Below are 19,093 nucleotides of genomic sequence, written 5' to 3' on the forward strand. Positions count from 1 at the left end.
GCTGCGTCCGACCGGATATGCCGCCCCATTTCGCCATCGAGGAGACTTCGCGTCATGAGCGTGCCGCCCGCCGCCGCCGTCGATGACCAGCACGCCACGCTGATCGAAACCGATCTGCCGTCGCGGCTAGACCGTCTGCCGTGGGGCCGCTTTCATACGCTGATCGTGGTTGCGCTCGGCGTGACGTGGCTGCTCGACGGCCTCGAGGTGACGCTCGCCGGCGCGGTCGCGAGCGCGCTGAAAACCAGCCCGGCGCTGCGCTTTTCGAATGCCGAGGTCGGCCTCGCGGGCAGCGCGTACATTGCCGGCGCGGTGCTCGGTGCGCTCGGTTTCGGCTGGCTGACCGATCGGCTCGGCCGCCGCAAGCTGTTTTTCATCACGCTGACGCTGTATCTGGCCGCGACCGCGGCGACCGCGCTGTCGTGGAATCTGATGAGCTTCATGCTGTTCCGCTTCCTGACCGGTGCGGGTATCGGCGGCGAATACACGGCGATCAACTCGACGATCCAGGAATTCACGCCGGCACGCGTGCGCGGCTGGACCGACCTCGGCATCAACGGCACGTTCTGGGTGGGCGCGGGGCTCGGCGCCGCGGGCTCGCTGGTGCTGCTCGATCCGCACCTGCTGCCTTCCGACTGGGGCTGGCGCGCGTGTTTTTTCATCGGCGCGGTGCTCGCGCTGGTGATCCTGCCGATGCGCATCTGGATACCCGAAAGCCCGCGCTGGCTACTCACGCACGGCGACGAGCGCGACGCCCGCACGATCGTCGAGGGCATCGAGACGCGTTTTCGCGACGACGGCCACACGCTTGCCGACGACGCCCTCACGCGGCTGCGCCTGCGCGCGCGCGACCATACGCCGTTGCGCGAGGTGTTCCACACGCTGTTCAACGTGCACCGGCGCCGCGCGCTGGTCGGTCTCACGTTGATGACCGCGCAGGCATTCTTCTACAACGCGATCTTTTTCACCTACGCGCTCGTCCTCACCGACTTCTATCACGTGCCGGGCGACGACATCGGCTGGTATCTGCTGCCTTTCGCGCTCGGCAATTTCCTGGGGCCGCTCGTGCTCGGGCGGCTGTTCGACGTGATCGGTCGACGCAAGATGATCGCCGCGACCTACGCGATGTCGGCGATCCTGCTGACACTGTCGGGCTATCTGTTCGAGCAGCAACTGCTGAGCGTCGTCACGCAGACGGTCGCCTGGATGGTCATTTTCTTCTTTGCGTCGGCGGCCGCGAGTTCCGCGTATCTGACCGTGAGCGAATCGTTTCCGCTCGAAATCCGCGCGCTCGCGATCGCGGTTTTCTATGCGTTCGGCACCGCGCTCGGCGGCATCATCGGACCGGCGTTTTTCGGTCGGCTGATCGATACGCATCAGCGCAGTGAGGTGTTTTCGGGCTATCTGGTCGGCTCGGCGTTGATGCTCGCGGCGGCGCTCGTCGCGGCGATCTGGGGTGTCGACGCGGAGCGCAAGTCGCTCGAACATGTGGCCGCGCCGCTGTCGAGCGTGACGGATGGCGAGAACGGCATGGACGGCGCTGCATGAAAAACGCGCGGACCGTGCCGCGCGTGCCTGACTGCTTCGTTGCTCATCGACTGCTTTCTTCACTTTACGCGAAATCGCGCGGCAAGCGCGGCGAATCCATCGCTCAGAACGCCTTCTTCCAGGCGCCGGCGTACGCGATATCCGCGAGCGCCGCGCGTTGACGCGGCGCCTTCTCGCGTTCGCGCAGGACCGGGTCCAGTTTGTCGACGTCGCCGTAATGGCCGAGCGAGATCATCGCGATCGGCTCGACGTCCTTTGGTAGTTCGAAGGTGGTACGGAACGCGTTCACGTCGAAGCCGCTCATCTGGTGCGCGGCGAGGCCGAGCGCGTGCGCCTGCAGCACCAGCGACATCGCCGCCGCGCCGGCGTCGTAGAACGCGCAGCGGTTTACGTCGCCCTTGTTGGTCAGTGTGTGCGCGGTCACCGCGATCAGCACCGGCGCGAGCGCATTCCAGCCCTGGTTGAACGGCACCAGCGTGGCGAAAGCCTTCTTGAACGCGACTTCGTCGACGCTGCGATCGAATACCACAAAACGCCAAGGCTGCACGTTATATGAAGACGGCGCCCAGCGCGCCGCTTCGAGCACGGCGCGCAACTGATCGCGGCTCACCGGCTCGCTCGAATACGCGCGAGGGCTCCAACGGCCTGCAATCAGCTCGTGAATGGCAACTTCGGTTGAGGCGGGTTTGGTGGCCATGCGCTTCTCTCGGTAGATATTCATGTTCTCCGGGCGGCTGCCCGAGGCCACATAGCATAACGGGCTTTCGGTGCGCGCTCCAAGTTGCGGCGCGGCGCTATGCGTGCTGGCTGAGAAAACGCGCACGGCCCCGTTATGGGGCCGTGCGTCGTTGCTTCGCTGACGGTGAATCCGCGCGGCTCGCGAGGGCGCCTCAGATTGCCTGCGGCGTCGGCACCTTGGCCGGGCGATTGATGCGCAGCACGATCACCGCGGCGATCAGACACAAGCCGCCGGAAATCATCGATGCGACCGTGTAGGTGCCAAGACTCGCGCGCAGCATGCCCGCGCCGAGCGCCGCGAACGCCGCGCCGAGCTGGTGGCCCGCGACCACCCAGCCGAACACGATCGGCGCCGATTCCTTGCCGTAGACGTCGGTCGCAAGACGCACGGTCGGCGGCACGGTGGCGATCCAGTCGAGACCGTAGAACACCGCGAACAGCGGCAGTCCGAAAAAGTCGATGCCGAACGCGTGCGGCAGATACATCAGCGACAGCCCCCGCAGCCCGTAATACCAGAACAGCAGCACGCGGCTATTGAAGCGGTCCGACAGCCAGCCCGACATCGTCGTGCCGAACAGGTCGAACACGCCCATCGCCGCGAGCAACGACGCGCCCTGCACTTCGGTCATCCCGTAGTCGCCGCACATCGCGATCAGATGGGTGCCGACATAGCCATTGGTGCTCGCGCCGCAAATGAAGAAGCTGAAGAACAGCAGCCAGAAGTCGCGCGTTTTGCTCGCCGACGCGAGCGTGCCGAATGCGATCGCGAGCGGATTCTGCCTGGTGACGGTCGTCGTGATGGGCGCGTCATGGGGTTCGCCGTACGGGCGCAGCTGCATGCTGGCCGGATGCTCGGGCAGCAGGAACGCGACGAGCGGAATCACGACGGCCGCCGCGAGCGCGACGACCCACACGACCTGACGCCAGCCGTAATGCTCGGCGATGGCCGCGAGCAGCGGCAGAAACACCAGCTGGCCGGTCGCCGAGCTGGCGGTCAGGATACCCATCACGAGACCGCGGCGCGTCGTGAACCAGCGCGTCACGACCGTCGCCGACAGCGACAGCGCCGCTACGCCGGTCGAGCCGCCGACCATCACGCCCCAGATCAGCACCATTTGCCACGGATGCGTCATCAGCGACGACAGCGCGACACCCGCGGCCATCGCGCCGAGCGCGCTCAGCAGCGTGGGGCGCACACCGAAGCGCTGCATCGCGGCGGCCGCGAACGGCCCCATCAACCCGTACAGCGCGATGTTCACCGAGATCGCGAGCGAAATCGTCGCGCGGCTCCAGCCGAATTGGTGCTCGAGCGGCACCATCATCACGCTCGGTGTCGCTCGCGTACCCGCAGCCGCGAGCAACACCAGGAACACCACGGCGACGGTCAACCAGCCGTAGTGGAAACGCCCGCCTATCAGTCGCGCAGCCCAGTTCATCGATTCTCCCATCGACGCGGCCCGGGTGGCGGCGTCGTTCGTATTATTACGGCCTCGGTGAATGTCTTGTGACAGATCGGTCACAATTGTGTTGCGATCTTAGTTACTGGTCGGTAACATGTCAAGGCGTCAATCTCATTCGAGTGACTTGCCATGTCCGACAGCGAAACCCCCAAGCCCGCCCCTACTCGTGCGCGGCGCGCGCGCGGCGCACAGACCGCCGGGCCGCAGGCGCAGCTGCATCTGCTGCGCGCGGCCAGCGAGTTGTTCTATCGCGAGGGCGTGCGCACGGTCGGCGTCGATGCGGTGGTCGAGCGCGCGGGCGTGAACAAGATGAGTCTGTACCGGCAGTTTTCGTCGAAGGACGAGCTCGTGATGGCGTATCTGGAGCAGAAGGACGAGCAGTTCTTCCGCTACGTCGAGAAGAGCTTCGCGAAGCATCCTGGCGAGCCGGCGAAGCAGCTTCAGCAGTACTTCGACGACCTCGCGGTGCGCGCCTCGGTCGACGATTACCGCGGCTGCCCGTTCGTGAACGTGTCGGTGGAGTTTTCGGATACCGCGCATCCGGCGCGGCAGTTCGTGTTCCGCAACAAGCAGCGCTTGATGGCGCGCCTCGTCGAACTGTCGACAGCGGCCGGCGCCGGCGATCCGCAAGCGCTGGCCGATGGGCTCGGTCTGCTGATCGAGGGCGTGTACGCGGCGAGCCAGACTTACGGGCCGGGCTGCGGGCCGATCCTCGCCGCGCCGAAAGTCGCCGCGCAGTTGATAGCGGCCGCTTGCGCGGAGAAGCCGGTTCGCTGAGCCAGTCCGTCAGCTGGGTCCTTTAGAATTGCGCGTTTTCCCGTCACATCCATCCGCCATGCCGTTGTCCGCCGAATCCCACGATGCCGTTATCGCCGCGACCCGTCATTGGCTGACGGAGGCCGTGATCGGCCTGAACCTGTGTCCGTTCGCGAAGGCCGTGCATGTGAAGGGGCAGATTCGCTATGCGCTCAGCGAAGCGGACACGCTCGAAGCGGTGCTGACCGACCTGGAAGCCGAGTTGCAGACCCTCGTCGCCGCCGACCCCGCCGCCATCGACACGACGTTGCTGATCCTGCCGTGCGCGTTCAAGGACTTTCTCGGCTTCAACGACTGCCTGTTCTTCGCCGACCGGCTGGTCCAGCAGCTACGGCTCGAAGGCACTATCCAGATCGCGAGCTTTCATCCGCATTACCAGTTCGAAGGCAGCGAGCCCGACGATATCGAAAACTACACGAACCGGGCGCCCTATCCGATCCTGCATCTGCTGCGCGAGGACAGCATCGAGCGGGCCGTGCAGGCCTTTCCCGACGCGGAAGAGATCTACGAGCGCAATCAGGAAACGCTGCGGCGCATTGGCCTCGCGGGCTGGGATGCGTTGATGAAGCGCTAAGTGAAGCGCCAGGCCGCGCCTCAGGCCGGCACGAAAAATCGCTCCTTCAGCGCATCGAGCCCGAGCGCGTCCAGCACTTCGCCGAGCCGCTCAGCGGGCCGGCGCCGCGGCAGGTCCTTGTACTGCGCGATGATCAACTCGTTTTTCATCGAGTGTTCCCAGCCGACCAGCTCGGTCACGCTGACCTGATAGCCATGCGCTTCGAGCTGCAGGCAGCGCAGCACGTTCGTGATCTGGCTGCCGAATTCGCGCGTGTGCAGCGGATGCCGCCAGATTTCCGTCAGCGCGGTCTTCAGAGCCTTGCCCTTGTTCTGCCGCAGCACGCCGGCCACCTCGGCCTGGCAGCACGGCACGACGACGATGTACTTCGCGTGCTTTTCGAGCGCGAAACGGATCGCGTCGTCGGTGGCGGTATTGCACGCGTGCAGCGCGGTCACGATGTCGATTTCGGCGGGCAACCGCGTCGACGTGATCGACTCCGCCACCGACAGATTCAGAAACGACATCCCCTTGAAGCCGAGCCGCGCCGCCAGCTCTTCGGACTTCGTCACCAGCTCTTCGCGCGTTTCAATGCCGTAAATGTGCGAAGCCCCACCAGCGACATCCTGAAACTCCTTGAAAAACAGGTCGTACAGGATAAAACCGAGGTATGACTTGCCCGCGCCGTGATCGACGAGCGTCAGCGCCCCCTGCTGGTGCTTCAGGTCCTTGAGTAGCGGCTCGATGAACTGGAACAGATGGTAGACCTGCTTCAGCTTGCGACGGCTGTCCTGATTCATCTTGCCGTCGCGCGTGAGGATGTGGAGCTCTTTGAGCAGTTCGACGGACTGGTTGGGACGGATTTCGTGGGTTTTGCCGGACATCGTATGAGCCGCCATCAATTGCAGTGCGAACGTGCGACAGATGACGGAAAAAGAGAAAAGTTGCTGCCAGTTTACCCAAAGTGCGGCAATTCCAGCGAGTACGCTGCCCGGGTCACGCGAGACAGGCGGTCCACCAGGAACACTTCCTGCTCGAAAGGCGCTGCGCGGAAGTGTCTCGAGAATGGCTGAAAACAGCTTGAGCGCCGGCTGAGCCTGCGGGTGCAAGCCGCGTCGCCGAAAACAGGAGACTGTCCGGCCGTGCAACCGGACACGCGAACCGGATGCATGTGGGGAGAGCGGTCCCGCAACAAGGGGCGAACGTTACGTAACCAGCAGCGGCCGGCTTTGCAACGGGTCGCGCGCTCGGATGATCACAGAAGAGGCGGCAATGGATACGGTACCCAACGGAAATGTCGAACAGAAGTTTCAGGAAATGATGGCAAAGCTCACCGCCGCGCCGGCATGGTCGGAGAAACAGCAACTCGAACTGGAGATGGCTCGCGACATCTCCACGGAAATGCTGCGGCTCGCCGAGGTCATGCGTGACGGCAACGTCGACCTCGAGACCTGCCTGACGATGCTCAAGTACGCCAAGGTGCTCGACTTCGTGATGACGACGCTCGCGTCGCGACGCGACATCAAGCCGCAGACGTTGCGGGTGATCTTCAAGCTCGCCGGGCTGAAGGTCGATGAGGCGTATCCGGGTTAGCGCGTCGGCATCCTGGTTAGATTGGCCTGGTATCGCGTTTCTCGTGTCACCACAAGACTGCTGCAACACGATCGCACGCGGGCGGCTGGATGCCGCTCGCGACGCGGGCTTCCACACTCCCCTTCCACGGGTGTCTCAAGCGTGCGGCGCCTCGACGGGCGGCGTTCCCTCATGAAATAGCGTCTTCAGCTGCTCGCGCAGCTCCGGCGAATCCGCGTGCTGGTGAACGCTGACGGCATGCTGGACCGCGGCTTCGAGCAGTTCGCCGTCGCTGTCGGCGGATAGCGCGACAGTGCAGTTCGTTTCGCTCGGAAACTCGCGACAGTCGATATATTTGCGGGTCATGGCAATCTCCTTGAACCAGACGATCGACTCTTCCACCGATTCAACAGGCGCTTCGCGTCGGCTGCCGGCGCGCGGCAGTGAAGCGCGCCGCAGCGGCTGCGTCGCAAGCGACGTGATTGGGGATTGACGCGAGGAACGACGCGAACGGCGGCCGATGGATGATGTTTGAAAAGTATAGGTCGCGTGCGGCACGAGCCAAGCGCTGAACGCGATGCGCAACGGCCGGGAGAAAGACTGAATCCAGTATTTTCCGGTCTGGGGCGATCGAGCCCGGTCGCCTGGCGAATAGCCGCCTATTTGCCAGTACCGAGCACAGTTCGACAGAGTGTGTCGGCGTTTGCCGCGCGCCGCGCGCGGTGTGACAATAGCGCCCTTCGCGCCGCATATCCGTTCGGTCACCGCGGCGCACCGCCTGTTCTCCCCGTTGATCCGCTGAACCGCATGTCAATCTCGCTCGATTCCGCCCGCGTCGCCGTGATCGGCGGCGGCCCCGCCGGCCTGATGGCCGCGGAGACGCTTGCCGGGCGCGGGGTGCAAGTCCACGTATATGACGCGATGCCGTCGGTCGGCCGCAAATTCCTGATGGCGGGCAAAGGCGGCATGAACATCACGCATTCGGAAGCCCTCGCGCCGTTTCTCGACCGCTACGGCTCGCGCCGCGAGCGCATCGCGCCGTTACTCGACGCGTTCGGTCCCGACGCGCTGCGCGCATGGTTGCGCGAGTTGGGCGTCGAGACGTTCGTCGGCAGTTCGGGGCGCGTATTTCCGTCCGACATGAAGGCCGCGCCGATGCTGCGCGCGTGGCTGCATCGGCTGCGCGAAGCGGGTGTGCAGTTTCATATGCGTCACAAGTGGAGCGGCTGGGCGTCAACATCCGAAGACGGCGCCGCCCACGCGTTGCGCTTCGACACGCCCAACGGTGAGCAGACGATCAGCTGCGACGCGGTCGTGTTCGCGCTCGGCGGCGCCAGTTGGCCGCGTCTCGGCTCCGACGCCGCGTGGGTGCCGCTGATGACGTCACGCGACGTGCCGGTGACGCCGCTGCGTCCCGCGAACTGCGGCTTCGACGCGGACTGGAGCCCGTATCTGCGCGAGCGTTTCGCGGGTCAGCCGATCAAGACGGTCGCGATTTCCGTCACCGGTGTAGACGGAAAAGTCCACAATCGACAAGGTGAAATACTTTTGACCGAAACGGGCCTCGAAGGGAGCCTGATTTACGCGTTGTCGGCGCCGATCCGCGAGCGGATTCTCGCCGGCGGCGAGGTCACGATCGCGCTGGATCTCGCGCCAGACTTGCCGCTCGAGCGAGTCGTGGAGGAAGTGACGCGGCCGCGCGGCTCACGCTCGATCGCGAGTCATCTGCACGGGCGAATCGGAATCGGCGGGGTCAAGCTGGCGTTGTTGCATGAGATTCTGTCGAAAGAAGCCTTCGCCGATGCACGCGGCCTCGCCCACGCGATCAAGGCGCTGCCGATGCGACTGCTGCGCGCGCGACCGATCGAGGAAGCGATCAGTACGGCGGGCGGAATCCCGTTCGAGGCGTTGGACGCGCATCTGATGATCGACCGGATGCCCGGCGCATTCTGCGCGGGCGAAATGCTCGATTGGGAGGCGCCGACCGGTGGTTATCTGTTGACCGCCTGCTTTGCCAGCGGGCTGGTCGCTGGCCGGGGCGCGTGCGCGTATCTGGAAGCGCACGGCACGTCGGCGTGACGCGCGCAGTCGCCGTCACCGCGCCTTGAGCCGCCACAACGACGTGACCTCGGCCGCTCGCGCAACATACAACGGATCGTTCTGATCGCTGGCCTTCGGATGCCGTGGACGAATGTCCTCGCGTCCCGCGACACTGAGCCCCGCGTGCTCGATCGCCGCGAGCAGCCACTCGCGCGTACGCAGCCCAAGGTGCTCGGCGAAATCCGAAATGATCAGCCAGCCCTCGCCGCCCGGCGTCAGATGATCGGCGAGGCCGTTCAGGAAGCCGACCAGCATGCGGCTGTCCGGATCGTAGACCGCGTATTCGAGCGGCGACGCGGGCCGCGCCGGCACCCACGGCGGATTGCAGACGACGAGCGGTGCCCGACCGTCCGGAAACAGATCGGCCTGCACAATCTCGACGTGCTCGGCGAAACCAAGACGCGCGAGATTTTCACGAGCACACGCAAGCGCGCGCGCATCCTGGTCCGTCGCGACGATCTTGCGCACGCCGCGTTTGGCCAACAGCGCGGCCAGCACGCCAGTGCCGGTGCCGATATCGAACGCGAGGTCCGGCGACGGCAGCGGCGTGCGCGCGACCAGATCGACGTACTCGCCGCGAACCGGTGAGAACACACCGTAGTGCGGATGGATGCGCTCGCCGAGCGCCGTAATCTCGACGCCCTTCTTGCGCCATTCGTGCGCGCCGATCAAACCGAGCAACTCGCGCAACGATACGACCGACGCGTCACCGCTCGCCGGTCCATAAGCTTCGATGCAGGCCTGCCGCACGTCGGGCGCGCGCCGCAGCGCAATGGCGTAGTCGGCATCGAGCGGAATCAGGATCATGCCGAGCGTGCGCGCGCGCTGCGACTGCACCTGCCGATGCTGGTTGAACGCGTCGAGCGGTGTGGCTCCCTGCTTGCGCGGCTTGCGTTCGAGCCGGCGCGTGACGGCCTGCAGCAGTTGGCGCGCGTTCTGGAAGTCGCCGCGCCATAGCAGCGCGGTGCCTTCGCAGGCGAGGCGGTAGGCCGAATCGGCGGTGGTGCGGTCGTCGGCGACGACGACGCGCTTCGGCGGCGGCACGGCCGCTTCGGAACGCCAGCGTGCGGTGCGCGGGCCGTCGGCTTCTGGCCAGGTGAGAGTTGCGGGGCTGGTCATGGTGCAATGGAGTCGATGTGACGTCGCCGGCGACGTGGACCGCGGCAGCGGACCGGACGTCCGGCGGCTGCCCGCCATCCCGGGCGACGCCCGAATAGTAACGTACCGCCGCCGTGCGGATTCGCGGCGCGGCATGAATTGGTGACGGTGATGAGGTGAGTCTGGACGCACCGAAAGTAGACAATAATGTCTACAATCGACAAGGTGAAAGAGATATCATGGTTTTTGAGCCATCGCGCGGCTCACCTCACGCTGCCCTTGCACGTTGTGACGCGCATGAAACCCTCGTCGCAAACAAGCCGGGCCAAGGCTTCGGTGATCGGCATCAGCAACGATCCGGGCAATTTCCACCGAAAAAAGAAAAACCCCGCCAAAGCGTGTGCTTCGACGGGGTTTTCTAGCATTTCCAGTTACTGCTGATAACGCAATCTGGTGCCGGCTGCAGGACTCGAACCCGCCACCTCATGATTACAAGTCAAGCGCTCTACCTGATGAGCTAAGCCGGCATGAGGCCGTGATTCTACTTCATTTCACGATCTTAAGGCGAGCCCTTCCGCCGCCTTTCGAGCCATCGTCGTCGGGCTGCGGTTTGTCGGCGGCGTCGGTGGCCGCGGCAGGGTCGGCAGGGGCGGCGGGGGCGGTTTCGACGGCGCGCGGAGCCGCCGGCGTGTCAGCTTCGTCCGCGGCATCCGCGCCCGAATCCTGAGCCTCGCCGCCCGCCGATTCGACCGGGAACGCCATACCCTGGCCGTTCTCGCGCGCGTAGATCGCAAGAATATTGGCGACCGGCACTTCGATCTTGTGGGACTTGCCGGAGAAGCGCGCGTTGAACTCGATCCACTCGTTGCCCATCTGCAGCTGGCTGGTCGCCTCGAAGCTGATGTTCAACACGATCTCGTTGTCGCGCACGAACTGACGTGGCACGCGCGTCTGATTGTCGACGCGAACCGCGATATGCGGCGTGTAGCCGTTATCCGTGCACCACTCGTAGAGCGCGCGCAACAGATAAGGCTTCGTGGAAATCTCTTGCATCAACAGTCCTCTTGCGGGCGCGGTCGCACATCGAAGCGATGCGGCGTCCGCGCTCCAAAGCCAAACTCAACGACGCATCACCTTTTCCGACGGCGTCAGCGCTTCGATATAAGCCGGGCGGCTGAAAATGCGCTCGGCGTACTTCATCAGCGGCGCGGCGTTCTTCGACAGCTCGATACCGTAGTGGTCAAGGCGCCAAAGCAGCGGTGCGATCGCGACGTCGAGCATCGAGAACTCTTCGCCGAGCATGTACTTGTTCTTCAGGAAGATCGGCGCGAGCTGCGTCAGGCGATCGCGGATCGCGAGGCGCGCCTTCTCGTGATTCTTCTCCGCTGCCTTGCCCTTCTCGTTTTCGAGCGTGCCGACGTGGACGAACAGCTCTTTCTCGAAGTTGAGCAGGAACAGGCGGGCACGCGCGCGCTGGACCGGATCGGCCGGCATCAGCTGCGGGTGCGGGAAGCGCTCGTCGATGTACTCGTTGATGATGTTCGATTCGTACAGAATCAGGTCCCGTTCGACGAGAATCGGCACCTGACCATACGGATTCATCACGGCGATGTCTTCCGGCTTGTTGAACAGGTCGACGTCGCGGATCTCGAAGTCCATGCCCTTTTCGAACAACACCAGCCGGCAACGCTGGGAGAACGGGCAAGTAGTGCCGGAATACAGAACCATCATGTTTACGTTTCCTCAAAAAGCTGAAGGGCCAGCGCGCGGAAAAACCGTTCAGCAGGTTTTTCCTGGCGCCGGCCCCACGCCATGTAGCGGCGTGATTATTTGATATGTTTCCAGTACGCGGCGTTCAGTCGCCAGGCGAAAAAGCTCAGGATACCGAGGAACAACAGCACCCACACGCCAAGTTGCCTGCGGGTTTGCTGCGTCGGTTCGGACATCCATGACAGGTACGACACGAGGTCGGCCACAGCAGAATCATAATCTACCGGCGACATCGTCCCCGGAGTCAGTTGCTGGAAGCCGAGGAATTTGTGTACTTTTTCGCCGGTTCTTTCGTCGGTTTCGTCGCCGAATTTCGCCGCACGCTGCCCCTGAAGCTGCCACAGCACGTGAGGCATGCTCACGTTTTGGTACACCAGATTGTTCCAGCCGGTCGGCCGCGTATCGTCGCGGTAAAAACTCCGCAGATACGTGTAAAGCCAGTCCGTGCCGCGCGCCCGCGCCTCCACCGACAGATCCGGCGGCGTCGCCCCAAACCACGCTTTCGCGTCCTCCGGGCGCATCGCCACGGTCATCGTGTTGCCGACCTTGTCGGTGGTGAACAGCAGGTTCGCCTGGATTTCGTTCGGCGTGATGCCGAGATCGGTCAGGCGGTTGTAGCGCATCAGGTTCGCGCTGTGGCAATTCAGGCAGTAGTTTACAAACAATTGCGCGCCGCGCTGCAAAGAAGCGAAATTGTTCGTGTTGTCCGGCGCGCGATCGAGCGGGAAATTCTCGTCCGCGTGAACCGGAGCGGCCAGCAGCGCAAGCACGGTCGCGCCGACCAGCGCGCACATCGAAAGCAGTTTTTTCATCTTCATGTTCTCCTGGCTCGCGATTAGTGAGGCTTGAACCGCACCCGTTCCGGCGGCTGCTTGAACTTGCCAAGCCGGGTCCAGAAGGGCATGCCGAGGAAAAACGCGAAGTAGATCAGCGCGCAGATCTGGGCGATCAGCGTCGCGGCCGGCGATGGCGGTCGCGTGCCGAGGAAGCCGAGCGTCAGGAACGCGATCACGAAGATCCCGAAGAAAACCTTGTGGAAGAACGGCCGGTAGCGAATAGACCTGACCGGCGACCGGTCGAGCCACGGCAGGAAGAACAGCGAAATCACCGCGCTGCCCATCACCACGACGCCCCAGAACTTCGATTCGGTGAACACCATCGCGACGATCACCAGCACCGCAAGCACCGGCAGACCGAGCTTCCACTTGCCGCGCGCGCGCACGAGCGCCAGCAACCCGAGTAGCGCGATGACGATCATCAGCACGATCTTGAATGGATCGGTAGTGGCGCGCAGCATCGCATAAAAGGCGGTGAAGTACCACACAGGCGCAATTTCCGGCGGCGTCTGCAGCGGATTCGCGGGGATGAAGTTGTTGGCTTCAAGGAAGTACCCACCCATTTCCGGCGCGAAGAAGATGATCGCCGCGAAGATCAGCAGGAAGATCGTTACGCCCATGAAGTCGTGCACCGAGTAGTACGGGTGGAACGGAATGCCGTCGAGCGGCACGCCATCCGGGCCCTTCTTGGCCTTGATCTCGATGCCGTCCGGGTTGTTCGAGCCGACTTCGTGCAGCGCGACGAGGTGCGCGATCACGAGGCCGATCAGCACCAGCGGAATCGCGATCACGTGAAACGCGAAGAAGCGGTTCAGCGTGACGTCAGAGACAACGTAGTCGCCGCGAATCCACAGCGACAGATCCGGCCCGATGAACGGAATCGCCGAGAACAGGTTCACGATCACCTGCGCGCCCCAGAACGACATCTGCCCCCACGGCAGCAGATAGCCGAAGAATGCCTCGGCCATCAGGCTCAGGAAGATCAGGCAGCCGAAAATCCACACGAGCTCGCGCGGCTTGCGGTACGAGCCGTACATGAGCCCGCGGAACATGTGCAGATACACGACGACGAAAAACATCGACGCACCCGTCGAGTGCATGTAGCGGATCAGCCAGCCCCACGGCACCTCGCGCATGATGTACTCGACCGACGAGAACGCGAGCGTCGCGTCGGGCTTGTAGTTCATCGTCAGGAAAATGCCGGTGACGATCTGGTTGACCAGCACCAGCAACGCAAGCGAACCGAAGAAGTACCAGAAGTTGAAGTTCTTCGGCGCGTAGTACTCGGAAACGTGCTTCTTCCACGTGGCAGTCATCGGGAAGCGCTGGTCGATCCAACCAGCCAGCCCGGTCGTCTCTACTTCGTGTTCGCTCGCCATTACGCTTCTCCTTTTTCGTCCTTCCCGATCACAAGGGCCGTCGCCGACGTGAACATGAAGCGCGGGATGTCGAGGTTCTGCGGAGCGGGTTTGTTCTTGAAGACGCGGCCGGCCATGTCGTAGGTCGAGCCGTGGCACGGGCACAGGAAACCGCCGGGCCAGTCGTCGGGGAGATTCGGCTGCGGGCCTTCCTGGAAGCGCGGCGTCGGCGTGCAGCCCAGATGCGTGCAAACGGCGACGGCAACCAGCAGATGCTTGTTCTCGGCGCGTGAACGGAATTCGTTGTTGCAGTAGTCCGGCAGCGGCATCGAAAACGGATTCAGCGAGTGGGGGTCCGCTACCTGGCTGTCGGCTTTTTGAACATCGGCGAGCATGCGGTCCGTGCGGTTGATGATCCACACCGGCTTGCCACGCCAGGCGACCGTCATCATGTCGCCGGGCTTCAGACCACTGATATCGGCTTCGACCGGGGCACCTGCGGCCTTGGCCTTTTCGGATGGTGCAAAGGAACTAACAAAGGGTACGACAACGGCAACACCTCCTATGCCGCCTGCTACGGTCGTCGCTACCAGCCAGTTACGGCGGCTGCCATCGACGCGTTCCTCTTCTTTGTCTCGCATCACACGCCCCACTTCTGAGTTGGATTTTTCCTTCACGTCGCTTCTACCGCCGCTAGTTTGCTCGAATGGAGTCGCCATTTACAAGGGCCGATTGCCAAAAACCGTGCGAAGCCCTTGATAACTCAGGGTTTGTCCGTACCGATCGCAAACTTTTTCGCACCTCCTTTTAAGTGCCTTCTGCGGTATTCCTGCTTTGTTCTTCGTTAATGCAATTCGCAATTCAAACGGGATTGGGGATATCGATAAACAGATGTTCGATATCGAACGATTCGGACAGATGCTTGCCCACCGCCTGCACGCCGAAGCGCTCGGTCGCGTGGTGGCCAGCTGCCAGAAACGCGACGCCGCTTTCCGCCGCCGTATGCATCACCGACTCCGATACCTCGCCGGTCACGTAGACGTCGACACCCGCGTTGATCGCCGCGTCGAACATGCCTTGCGCGGCGCCCGTGCACCAGCCGACGCGGCGCAGCTCCATATCCGGATCGCCGAACACGAGCGGCGTGCGGCCCAGTGTCTGCGCGATCTCCGCGGTGAGGTGCGACAGCGTGATCGGCATTGGCAGCGTGGCGAGCCAGCCGAGATCGTTGTCGCCGAAACGCGCGTCGCTGATCCAGCCCATCTTCTCGCCGATCTGCGCGTTGTTGCCGAACTCGGGATGATCGTCGAGCGGCAGATGGTAGGCGAACAGGTTCAGGTCGTTGGCGAGCAGCAGCTTCAAACGAGCATGTTTGCGGCCAGTGATCTGCGGTGCCTCGTTGCGCCAGAAGTAGCCGTGATGAACCAGCACGGCGTCCGCGCCCCAGTCGAGCGCGGCCTCCAGGAAGGCCACCGACGCGGTCACGCCGGTCGCGAGCTTGTTGATCCGGCGGCGTCCTTCGACCTGCAATCCGTTCGGGCAATAGTCCTTGAAGCGCGCGGTTTCAAGGAGATTGTTCAAGTACAATTCAAGTTCAATCCGATCCATATAGACCTCTAGTCTTCAGATGCTTAGACGCTTCTGGCTGTTATTTGCCCAAGCGGTGACGGTGCTGTTGGCGCTGATGTTCATCATTGCGACCCTCAAACCGCAGTGGCTGCAGCGTCAAGGACAATTCGGCAGACAACTCGCCGAACCGATCGTCGCGCTACGGGAAGTGGCGCCGGGCATCGGCACTGGCCATGCCGAAACGTCCTATGCCGAGGCGGCGCAAAAGGCCATGCCCGCGGTCGTCAACGTGTTCTCCAGCAAGGATGGCTCGCTGCCTCCCGACCCGCGCGCCAAAGACCCGCTGTTCCGCTACTTCTTCGGCGACAGGAACAATCGCAAGCAGCAGGAGCAGCCTGCCTCGAATCTCGGCTCAGGCGTGATAGTGAGTTCGGAAGGTTACATTCTAACGAACCAGCACGTCGTCGACGGCGCCGATCAGATCGAAATCGCGCTCGCCGATGGCCGCACAGCCAGCGCGAAGGTCATCGGCATCGACCCCGAAACCGATCTGGCCGTGCTCAAGGTCAATATGACCGATCTGCCCACCATCACGCTCGGCCGGATGGACCAGACCCGCGTCGGCGACGTCGTGCTCGCGATCGGCAATCCGTTCGGCGTCGGGCAGACCGTAACGATGGGCATCGTCAGCGCGCTTGGCCGCAACCATCTCGGCATCAATACGTTCGAAAACTTCATCCAGACCGACGCCCCGATCAACCCCGGCAATTCGGGCGGTGCGCTCGTCGACGTGAACGGCAACCTGCTCGGCATCAACACCGCAATCTACTCGCGCTCGGGCGGCTCGCTCGGCATCGGCTTCGCGATTCCGGTGTCGACCGCGCGCAGCGTGCTCGAGAGCATCATTACGACCGGCACGGTCACGCGCGGCTGGATCGGCGTCGAACCGCAGGACGTCACGCCGGAAATCGCGGAGTCGTTCGGGCTCGATCAGAAGTCGGGCGCGATTGTCGCGGGCGTGCTGAAAAGCGGCCCGGCCGACCGCGCGGGCATCAAGCCCGGCGACATCCTGACGAGCGTAAACGGCCAGGCGATCACCGATACCACGCGTCTGTTGAACGTGATCGCGCAGATCAAGCCCGGTACGGCGGCGAAAGTGCATCTGGTGCGCAAAGGTCATCAGATCGATCTCGACGTGAAGATCGGCAAACGCCCGCCGCCGCCGAAACAGACGGAAGACGAGAACGGCGGCGGCGATCAGCCGGATGACGAAGGCGGCTGAAGCTAATGCCGCGATTCCACGCAATGAATAAGGGCAGTCCGCAATGAACTGCCCTTTTTCATTTGACGCCCGGCACTGACTCGCGGCACTTCAACTAGACGGCGGCGGACTCGCATCCTCCACGACCACCGGCTGCTTGCCGACGATCAACCGCGCCGCGACGATGCCAGCTTCGTACAGCAGAATCAGCGGAACCGCGAGGATCAGCTGCGAAAACACGTCCGGCGGCGTTACGACGGCCGACACCACGAACGCGCCGACGATCACATACGGCCGGATCTCCTTCAGCTTCTTCAGCTTCACCACGTTCATCCGCACCAGCAGCACGACGACGATCGGTACCTCGAACGTGACGCCGAACGCGATGAACATCGTCAGCACGAAGCTCAGGTAATTGTTGATATCGGTTGTCATCTCCGCGCCAAGCGGCGCATTGTAGTGCGCCATCACGCGGAAGATGGTCGGAAACACGACGAAGTACGCGAACGCCATGCCGCACAGGAACAGCGTGTAGCTGCTCGCGACGAGCGGCGCGACGAGCTTCTTCTCGTGCTGATAGAGCCCAGGCGCGACGAACGCCCAGATCTGGTACAGCACGACCGGCAGCGCGATCACGAAGGCGACCAGCATCGTCACCTTCATCGGCACGAAGAACGAGCCGGTGACGTCGGTGACGATCATCTTGCCGTCCTTCGGCAGATTCATCATCAGCGGACGGGCGAGCAGTTTGAAGATGTCCGGCGCCCAGTACACGAGCCCGATGAACACGACGACGACAGCGAGCCCCGCACGGATGATGCGGTCACGCAGTTCGACGAGGTGGGAAATGAAGGTCTCTTCAGTGCCTTCGTTCTGGGATTGCTGGGGGTCGCTCACACCGGCCCTCGGTTGGGGATTGTCGATCTGAACATCAGAAAAACCGCGTCGGACGACGCAGGTTGGCAGGTGTGTGCCGCGCAACGCGCGCGGCGCCCGACTGCACGCGCGTGCGCCGCAGGCTCGCTCGCTTGTACCAGGTGGGCGTGGCGCTCTGCTGGACGCGCCAGGTCTTGCGTTTGGGCGCGGCGGCCGGCGTACTGACGGGCCACGAGGTGGCACCCGCGCTGCCGCTGGCTCCGCTGCCGGCGTCTTCGAGCGCGCCGCCGGCGATGCTCGGCGATACCGACGTACCGCTATTCCATGCTTCGTTCAGTTCATTCTCGTGCTTGCGCAGATTGTCCTGAACTGCCGTTTCGACATTGCTCGCGGCCTTCTCGAACTCGGTCTTCATGCGCCGCAATTCGTCGAGCTCGATTTCGCGCGTGACTTCGGCCTTGACGTCGTTGATGTACCGCTGTGCGCGGCCGAACAGCGCGCCGGCCGTGCGAGCGACACGCGGCAGGCGCTCAGGCCCGAGGACGACCAGCGCGACGACGCCGATCAGCGCCATCTTGGTTAGACCGAGGTCCAGCATGAAGTGGAATGTCCGTCAGAAACGCGGGAACGGCGCGAAGGCCGCGGCTTAGCGGTAATCGCTCGATTGCTGCGTCTTTTCCTTCGCTTCGACGTCCACCGCGCCGTTGCGCGGCAGCTCGCGCTGCTGCTGTTGCGCGTCGGCCGACGACGAATCGGCTTCCTTCATGCCTTCCTTGAAGCCCTTCACGGCGCCGCCCAGATCGCTGCCGATGTTGCGCAGCTTCTTCGTGCCGAACACGAGCGCGACGATCAACAGAACGATCAACCAATGCCAAATACTCAACGAACCCATGACTACTCTCCTTAACCCCGGCGCCGCATCTTGATGCGGCCAATTTGCATAACCTGAAGCGCGTGCGCTTCGTCTCGATATATATCTACGTTACATCAGGCTGCACCGCCTCGCTCGCAATGCGGCCATCTACGCCTGTCATTGTGGCCACACGATCGCGTCGACGTTATTACACAGCGGTAAAAACAACGACGGCGCTATTGTCCTCGACCAAAACTCGCGGCGGTGCGCACTTGCCACGCAGCGCGCCTGACGCGCGAACCGGCGCTCAGCCCATGCGTTGCCAGGGACGCGGTCCCGCGAGAATGTGCGCGTGCAGGTGATACACCTCCTGACCACCGCCCGGACCGGTATTGATTACCGTGCGAAAGCCCGTTTCGCCGCCGTTATAGGCGACCCCCAATTGTTCGGCCAGTCGCGCGGCCAGGACAAGCATTCTACCAAGCAGAGGCGCGTCGCTTTCCGTGCAGTTCGACAGCGTTGCAATGTGCTTGCGAGGAATCACCAGCACATGCGTTTCGGCCGCCGGACGGATGTCGCGGAAGGCGACGAACTCGTCGTCTTCGTGGACCCTGGTCGACGGGATTTCGCCAGCGGCAATCTTGCAGAAAAGGCAGTTCGGATCGTGACTCATCATATTCCTGAC

At 63.3% G+C, this 19,093-nt stretch carries 22 protein-coding genes and 1 tRNA gene; 7 read left to right on the top strand and 16 right to left on the bottom strand.

Features of this window, described 5'->3' with window-relative positions:
- Positions 1-54: 54 nt before the first annotated feature.
- Complete coding sequence (locus OKW40_RS14660; RefSeq protein ID WP_429490320.1) at positions 55-1,548, top strand: MFS transporter; 1,494 nt, start codon at positions 55-57, stop codon at positions 1,546-1,548.
- A 103-nt stretch (positions 1,549-1,651) separates the two neighbouring features.
- Here OKW40_RS14660 and OKW40_RS14665 read toward each other — a convergent pair whose 3' ends face one another.
- Positions 1,652-2,269 carry a nitroreductase family protein gene (locus tag OKW40_RS14665; protein ID WP_260321396.1) on the bottom strand — a complete coding sequence of 206 codons (618 nt, stop codon included), beginning with the start codon at positions 2,267-2,269 and terminating at the stop codon, positions 1,652-1,654.
- Between the two features lie 169 nt (positions 2,270-2,438).
- Positions 2,439-3,722: an MFS transporter gene (locus tag OKW40_RS14670; RefSeq protein ID WP_184065630.1), complete on the bottom strand. Its 1,284-nt coding sequence runs from the start codon at positions 3,720-3,722 to the stop codon at positions 2,439-2,441.
- Positions 3,723-3,875: 153 nt separating this feature from the next.
- On the opposite strand from OKW40_RS14670, the gene OKW40_RS14675 reads away from it, so the two are divergent.
- A complete protein-coding gene (locus OKW40_RS14675) occupies positions 3,876-4,523 on the top strand; it encodes a TetR/AcrR family transcriptional regulator (protein WP_184065627.1) in 648 nt (215 codons plus the stop codon).
- A gap of 58 nt (positions 4,524-4,581) precedes the next feature.
- Positions 4,582-5,136: a DUF1415 domain-containing protein gene (locus tag OKW40_RS14680; protein ID WP_429490321.1), complete on the top strand. Its 555-nt coding sequence runs from the start codon at positions 4,582-4,584 to the stop codon at positions 5,134-5,136.
- Between the two features lie 20 nt (positions 5,137-5,156).
- On the opposite strand, the gene OKW40_RS14685 is transcribed toward OKW40_RS14680, so the two are convergent.
- Complete coding sequence (locus OKW40_RS14685) at positions 5,157-5,999, bottom strand: class I SAM-dependent methyltransferase (protein ID WP_429408170.1); 843 nt, start codon at positions 5,997-5,999, stop codon at positions 5,157-5,159.
- A 388-nt stretch (positions 6,000-6,387) separates the two neighbouring features.
- Here OKW40_RS14685 and OKW40_RS14690 point away from each other — a divergent pair, with 388 nt between their 5' ends.
- Positions 6,388-6,708 carry a DNA-binding protein gene (locus OKW40_RS14690; protein ID WP_090802066.1) on the top strand — a complete coding sequence of 107 codons (321 nt, stop codon included), beginning with the start codon at positions 6,388-6,390 and terminating at the stop codon, positions 6,706-6,708.
- A gap of 135 nt (positions 6,709-6,843) precedes the next feature.
- Here the strand turns inward: OKW40_RS14690 and OKW40_RS14695 are convergent, their stop codons facing one another.
- Positions 6,844-7,053, bottom strand: coding sequence for a DUF1059 domain-containing protein (locus OKW40_RS14695; protein ID WP_429491975.1), 210 nt, complete (start codon positions 7,051-7,053; stop codon positions 6,844-6,846).
- Positions 7,054-7,494: 441 nt separating this feature from the next.
- On the opposite strand from OKW40_RS14695, the gene OKW40_RS14700 reads away from it, so the two are divergent.
- Positions 7,495-8,766 (top strand): TIGR03862 family flavoprotein, encoded by a 1,272-nt coding sequence (locus OKW40_RS14700; protein ID WP_429490323.1) that lies wholly within the window; start codon positions 7,495-7,497, stop codon positions 8,764-8,766.
- A 15-nt stretch (positions 8,767-8,781) separates the two neighbouring features.
- Here the strand turns inward: OKW40_RS14700 and OKW40_RS14705 are convergent, their stop codons facing one another.
- Positions 8,782-9,906 (bottom strand): methyltransferase, encoded by a 1,125-nt coding sequence (locus OKW40_RS14705; RefSeq protein WP_429490324.1) that lies wholly within the window; start codon positions 9,904-9,906, stop codon positions 8,782-8,784.
- A gap of 186 nt (positions 9,907-10,092) precedes the next feature.
- Between OKW40_RS14705 and OKW40_RS14710 the strand changes: the two genes are divergently transcribed.
- Positions 10,093-10,326: a hypothetical protein gene (locus tag OKW40_RS14710; protein ID WP_429490326.1), complete on the top strand. Its 234-nt coding sequence runs from the start codon at positions 10,093-10,095 to the stop codon at positions 10,324-10,326.
- Positions 10,327-10,336: 10 nt separating this feature from the next.
- On the opposite strand, the gene OKW40_RS14715 is transcribed toward OKW40_RS14710, so the two are convergent.
- The 7 genes from OKW40_RS14715 to OKW40_RS14745 all read right to left on the bottom strand — a co-directional run bounded on the left by OKW40_RS14715 (position 10,337) and on the right by OKW40_RS14745 (position 15,457).
- Positions 10,337-10,412, bottom strand: a tRNA-Thr gene (locus OKW40_RS14715).
- A gap of 19 nt (positions 10,413-10,431) precedes the next feature.
- Positions 10,432-10,938 carry a ClpXP protease specificity-enhancing factor gene (locus OKW40_RS14720; protein WP_184065609.1) on the bottom strand — a complete coding sequence of 169 codons (507 nt, stop codon included), beginning with the start codon at positions 10,936-10,938 and terminating at the stop codon, positions 10,432-10,434.
- 66 nt (positions 10,939-11,004) lie between these two features.
- Positions 11,005-11,616, bottom strand: a complete 612-nt coding sequence (locus OKW40_RS14725; RefSeq protein WP_006052302.1) for a glutathione S-transferase N-terminal domain-containing protein — start codon at positions 11,614-11,616, stop codon at positions 11,005-11,007.
- A 95-nt stretch (positions 11,617-11,711) separates the two neighbouring features.
- Complete coding sequence (locus OKW40_RS14730) at positions 11,712-12,467, bottom strand: cytochrome c1 (RefSeq protein ID WP_184065606.1); 756 nt, start codon at positions 12,465-12,467, stop codon at positions 11,712-11,714.
- A gap of 23 nt (positions 12,468-12,490) precedes the next feature.
- Positions 12,491-13,870, bottom strand: coding sequence for a cytochrome b (locus OKW40_RS14735; RefSeq protein ID WP_187612904.1), 1,380 nt, complete (start codon positions 13,868-13,870; stop codon positions 12,491-12,493).
- Complete coding sequence (petA, locus tag OKW40_RS14740) at positions 13,870-14,490, bottom strand: ubiquinol-cytochrome c reductase iron-sulfur subunit (protein ID WP_184065716.1); 621 nt, start codon at positions 14,488-14,490, stop codon at positions 13,870-13,872. Before petA ends, OKW40_RS14735 begins: the two co-directional genes overlap by 1 nt.
- 220 nt (positions 14,491-14,710) lie before the next feature.
- Positions 14,711-15,457 (bottom strand): Nif3-like dinuclear metal center hexameric protein, encoded by a 747-nt coding sequence (locus tag OKW40_RS14745; protein WP_090802074.1) that lies wholly within the window; start codon positions 15,455-15,457, stop codon positions 14,711-14,713.
- Between the two features lie 19 nt (positions 15,458-15,476).
- Here OKW40_RS14745 and OKW40_RS14750 point away from each other — a divergent pair, with 19 nt between their 5' ends.
- A complete protein-coding gene (locus tag OKW40_RS14750; RefSeq protein WP_429408161.1) occupies positions 15,477-16,700 on the top strand; it encodes a Do family serine endopeptidase in 1,224 nt (407 codons plus the stop codon).
- Between the two features lie 90 nt (positions 16,701-16,790).
- Here OKW40_RS14750 and tatC read toward each other — a convergent pair whose 3' ends face one another.
- From tatC to OKW40_RS14770, 4 genes are all read right to left on the bottom strand, one after another.
- Entirely contained in the window at positions 16,791-17,576 is a 786-nt protein-coding gene (gene tatC, locus OKW40_RS14755) for a twin-arginine translocase subunit TatC (RefSeq protein ID WP_187612907.1), read from the bottom strand.
- A 34-nt stretch (positions 17,577-17,610) separates the two neighbouring features.
- Positions 17,611-18,153, bottom strand: coding sequence for a Sec-independent protein translocase protein TatB (gene tatB / locus OKW40_RS14760; protein ID WP_090802078.1), 543 nt, complete (start codon positions 18,151-18,153; stop codon positions 17,611-17,613).
- A gap of 48 nt (positions 18,154-18,201) precedes the next feature.
- Positions 18,202-18,447 carry a Sec-independent protein translocase subunit TatA gene (gene tatA, locus OKW40_RS14765; RefSeq protein ID WP_090802080.1) on the bottom strand — a complete coding sequence of 82 codons (246 nt, stop codon included), beginning with the start codon at positions 18,445-18,447 and terminating at the stop codon, positions 18,202-18,204.
- Positions 18,448-18,715: 268 nt separating this feature from the next.
- The gene (locus OKW40_RS14770; protein WP_184035806.1) at positions 18,716-19,081 is read right to left on the bottom strand and encodes a histidine triad nucleotide-binding protein; all 366 of its coding nucleotides are present in this window, start codon (positions 19,079-19,081) and stop codon (positions 18,716-18,718) included.
- Positions 19,082-19,093 lie beyond the last annotated feature (12 nt).

Origin of the sequence: Paraburkholderia sp. RAU6.4a, assembly GCF_050435625.1 — a bacterium.
Taxonomy (GTDB): Bacteria; Pseudomonadota; Gammaproteobacteria; order Burkholderiales; family Burkholderiaceae; genus Paraburkholderia; species Paraburkholderia tuberum.

Bases quoted from the DNA above. Each gene is read 5' to 3' on its own strand.
- OKW40_RS14660 (WP_429490320.1), top strand. From the start codon at position 55: ATGAGCGTGCCGCCCGCCGCCGCCGTCGATGACCAGCACGCCACGCTG.
- OKW40_RS14665 (WP_260321396.1), bottom strand. From the start codon at position 2,269: ATGAATATCTACCGAGAGAAGCGCATGGCCACCAAACCCGCCTCAACC.
- OKW40_RS14670 (WP_184065630.1), bottom strand. From the start codon at position 3,722: ATGAACTGGGCTGCGCGACTGATAGGCGGGCGTTTCCACTACGGCTGG.
- OKW40_RS14675 (WP_184065627.1), top strand. From the start codon at position 3,876: ATGTCCGACAGCGAAACCCCCAAGCCCGCCCCTACTCGTGCGCGGCGC.
- OKW40_RS14680 (WP_429490321.1), top strand. From the start codon at position 4,582: ATGCCGTTGTCCGCCGAATCCCACGATGCCGTTATCGCCGCGACCCGT.
- OKW40_RS14685 (WP_429408170.1), bottom strand. From the start codon at position 5,999: ATGTCCGGCAAAACCCACGAAATCCGTCCCAACCAGTCCGTCGAACTG.
- OKW40_RS14690 (WP_090802066.1), top strand. From the start codon at position 6,388: ATGGATACGGTACCCAACGGAAATGTCGAACAGAAGTTTCAGGAAATG.
- OKW40_RS14695 (WP_429491975.1), bottom strand. From the start codon at position 7,053: ATGACCCGCAAATATATCGACTGTCGCGAGTTTCCGAGCGAAACGAAC.
- OKW40_RS14700 (WP_429490323.1), top strand. From the start codon at position 7,495: ATGTCAATCTCGCTCGATTCCGCCCGCGTCGCCGTGATCGGCGGCGGC.
- OKW40_RS14705 (WP_429490324.1), bottom strand. From the start codon at position 9,906: ATGACCAGCCCCGCAACTCTCACCTGGCCAGAAGCCGACGGCCCGCGC.
- OKW40_RS14710 (WP_429490326.1), top strand. From the start codon at position 10,093: ATGTCTACAATCGACAAGGTGAAAGAGATATCATGGTTTTTGAGCCAT.
- OKW40_RS14720 (WP_184065609.1), bottom strand. From the start codon at position 10,938: ATGCAAGAGATTTCCACGAAGCCTTATCTGTTGCGCGCGCTCTACGAG.
- OKW40_RS14725 (WP_006052302.1), bottom strand. From the start codon at position 11,616: ATGATGGTTCTGTATTCCGGCACTACTTGCCCGTTCTCCCAGCGTTGC.
- OKW40_RS14730 (WP_184065606.1), bottom strand. From the start codon at position 12,467: ATGAAAAAACTGCTTTCGATGTGCGCGCTGGTCGGCGCGACCGTGCTT.
- OKW40_RS14735 (WP_187612904.1), bottom strand. From the start codon at position 13,870: ATGGCGAGCGAACACGAAGTAGAGACGACCGGGCTGGCTGGTTGGATC.
- petA (WP_184065716.1), bottom strand. From the start codon at position 14,490: ATGCGAGACAAAGAAGAGGAACGCGTCGATGGCAGCCGCCGTAACTGG.
- OKW40_RS14745 (WP_090802074.1), bottom strand. From the start codon at position 15,457: ATGGATCGGATTGAACTTGAATTGTACTTGAACAATCTCCTTGAAACC.
- OKW40_RS14750 (WP_429408161.1), top strand. From the start codon at position 15,477: ATGCTTAGACGCTTCTGGCTGTTATTTGCCCAAGCGGTGACGGTGCTG.
- tatB (WP_090802078.1), bottom strand. From the start codon at position 18,153: ATGCTGGACCTCGGTCTAACCAAGATGGCGCTGATCGGCGTCGTCGCG.
- tatA (WP_090802080.1), bottom strand. From the start codon at position 18,447: ATGGGTTCGTTGAGTATTTGGCATTGGTTGATCGTTCTGTTGATCGTC.
- OKW40_RS14770 (WP_184035806.1), bottom strand. From the start codon at position 19,081: ATGAGTCACGATCCGAACTGCCTTTTCTGCAAGATTGCCGCTGGCGAA.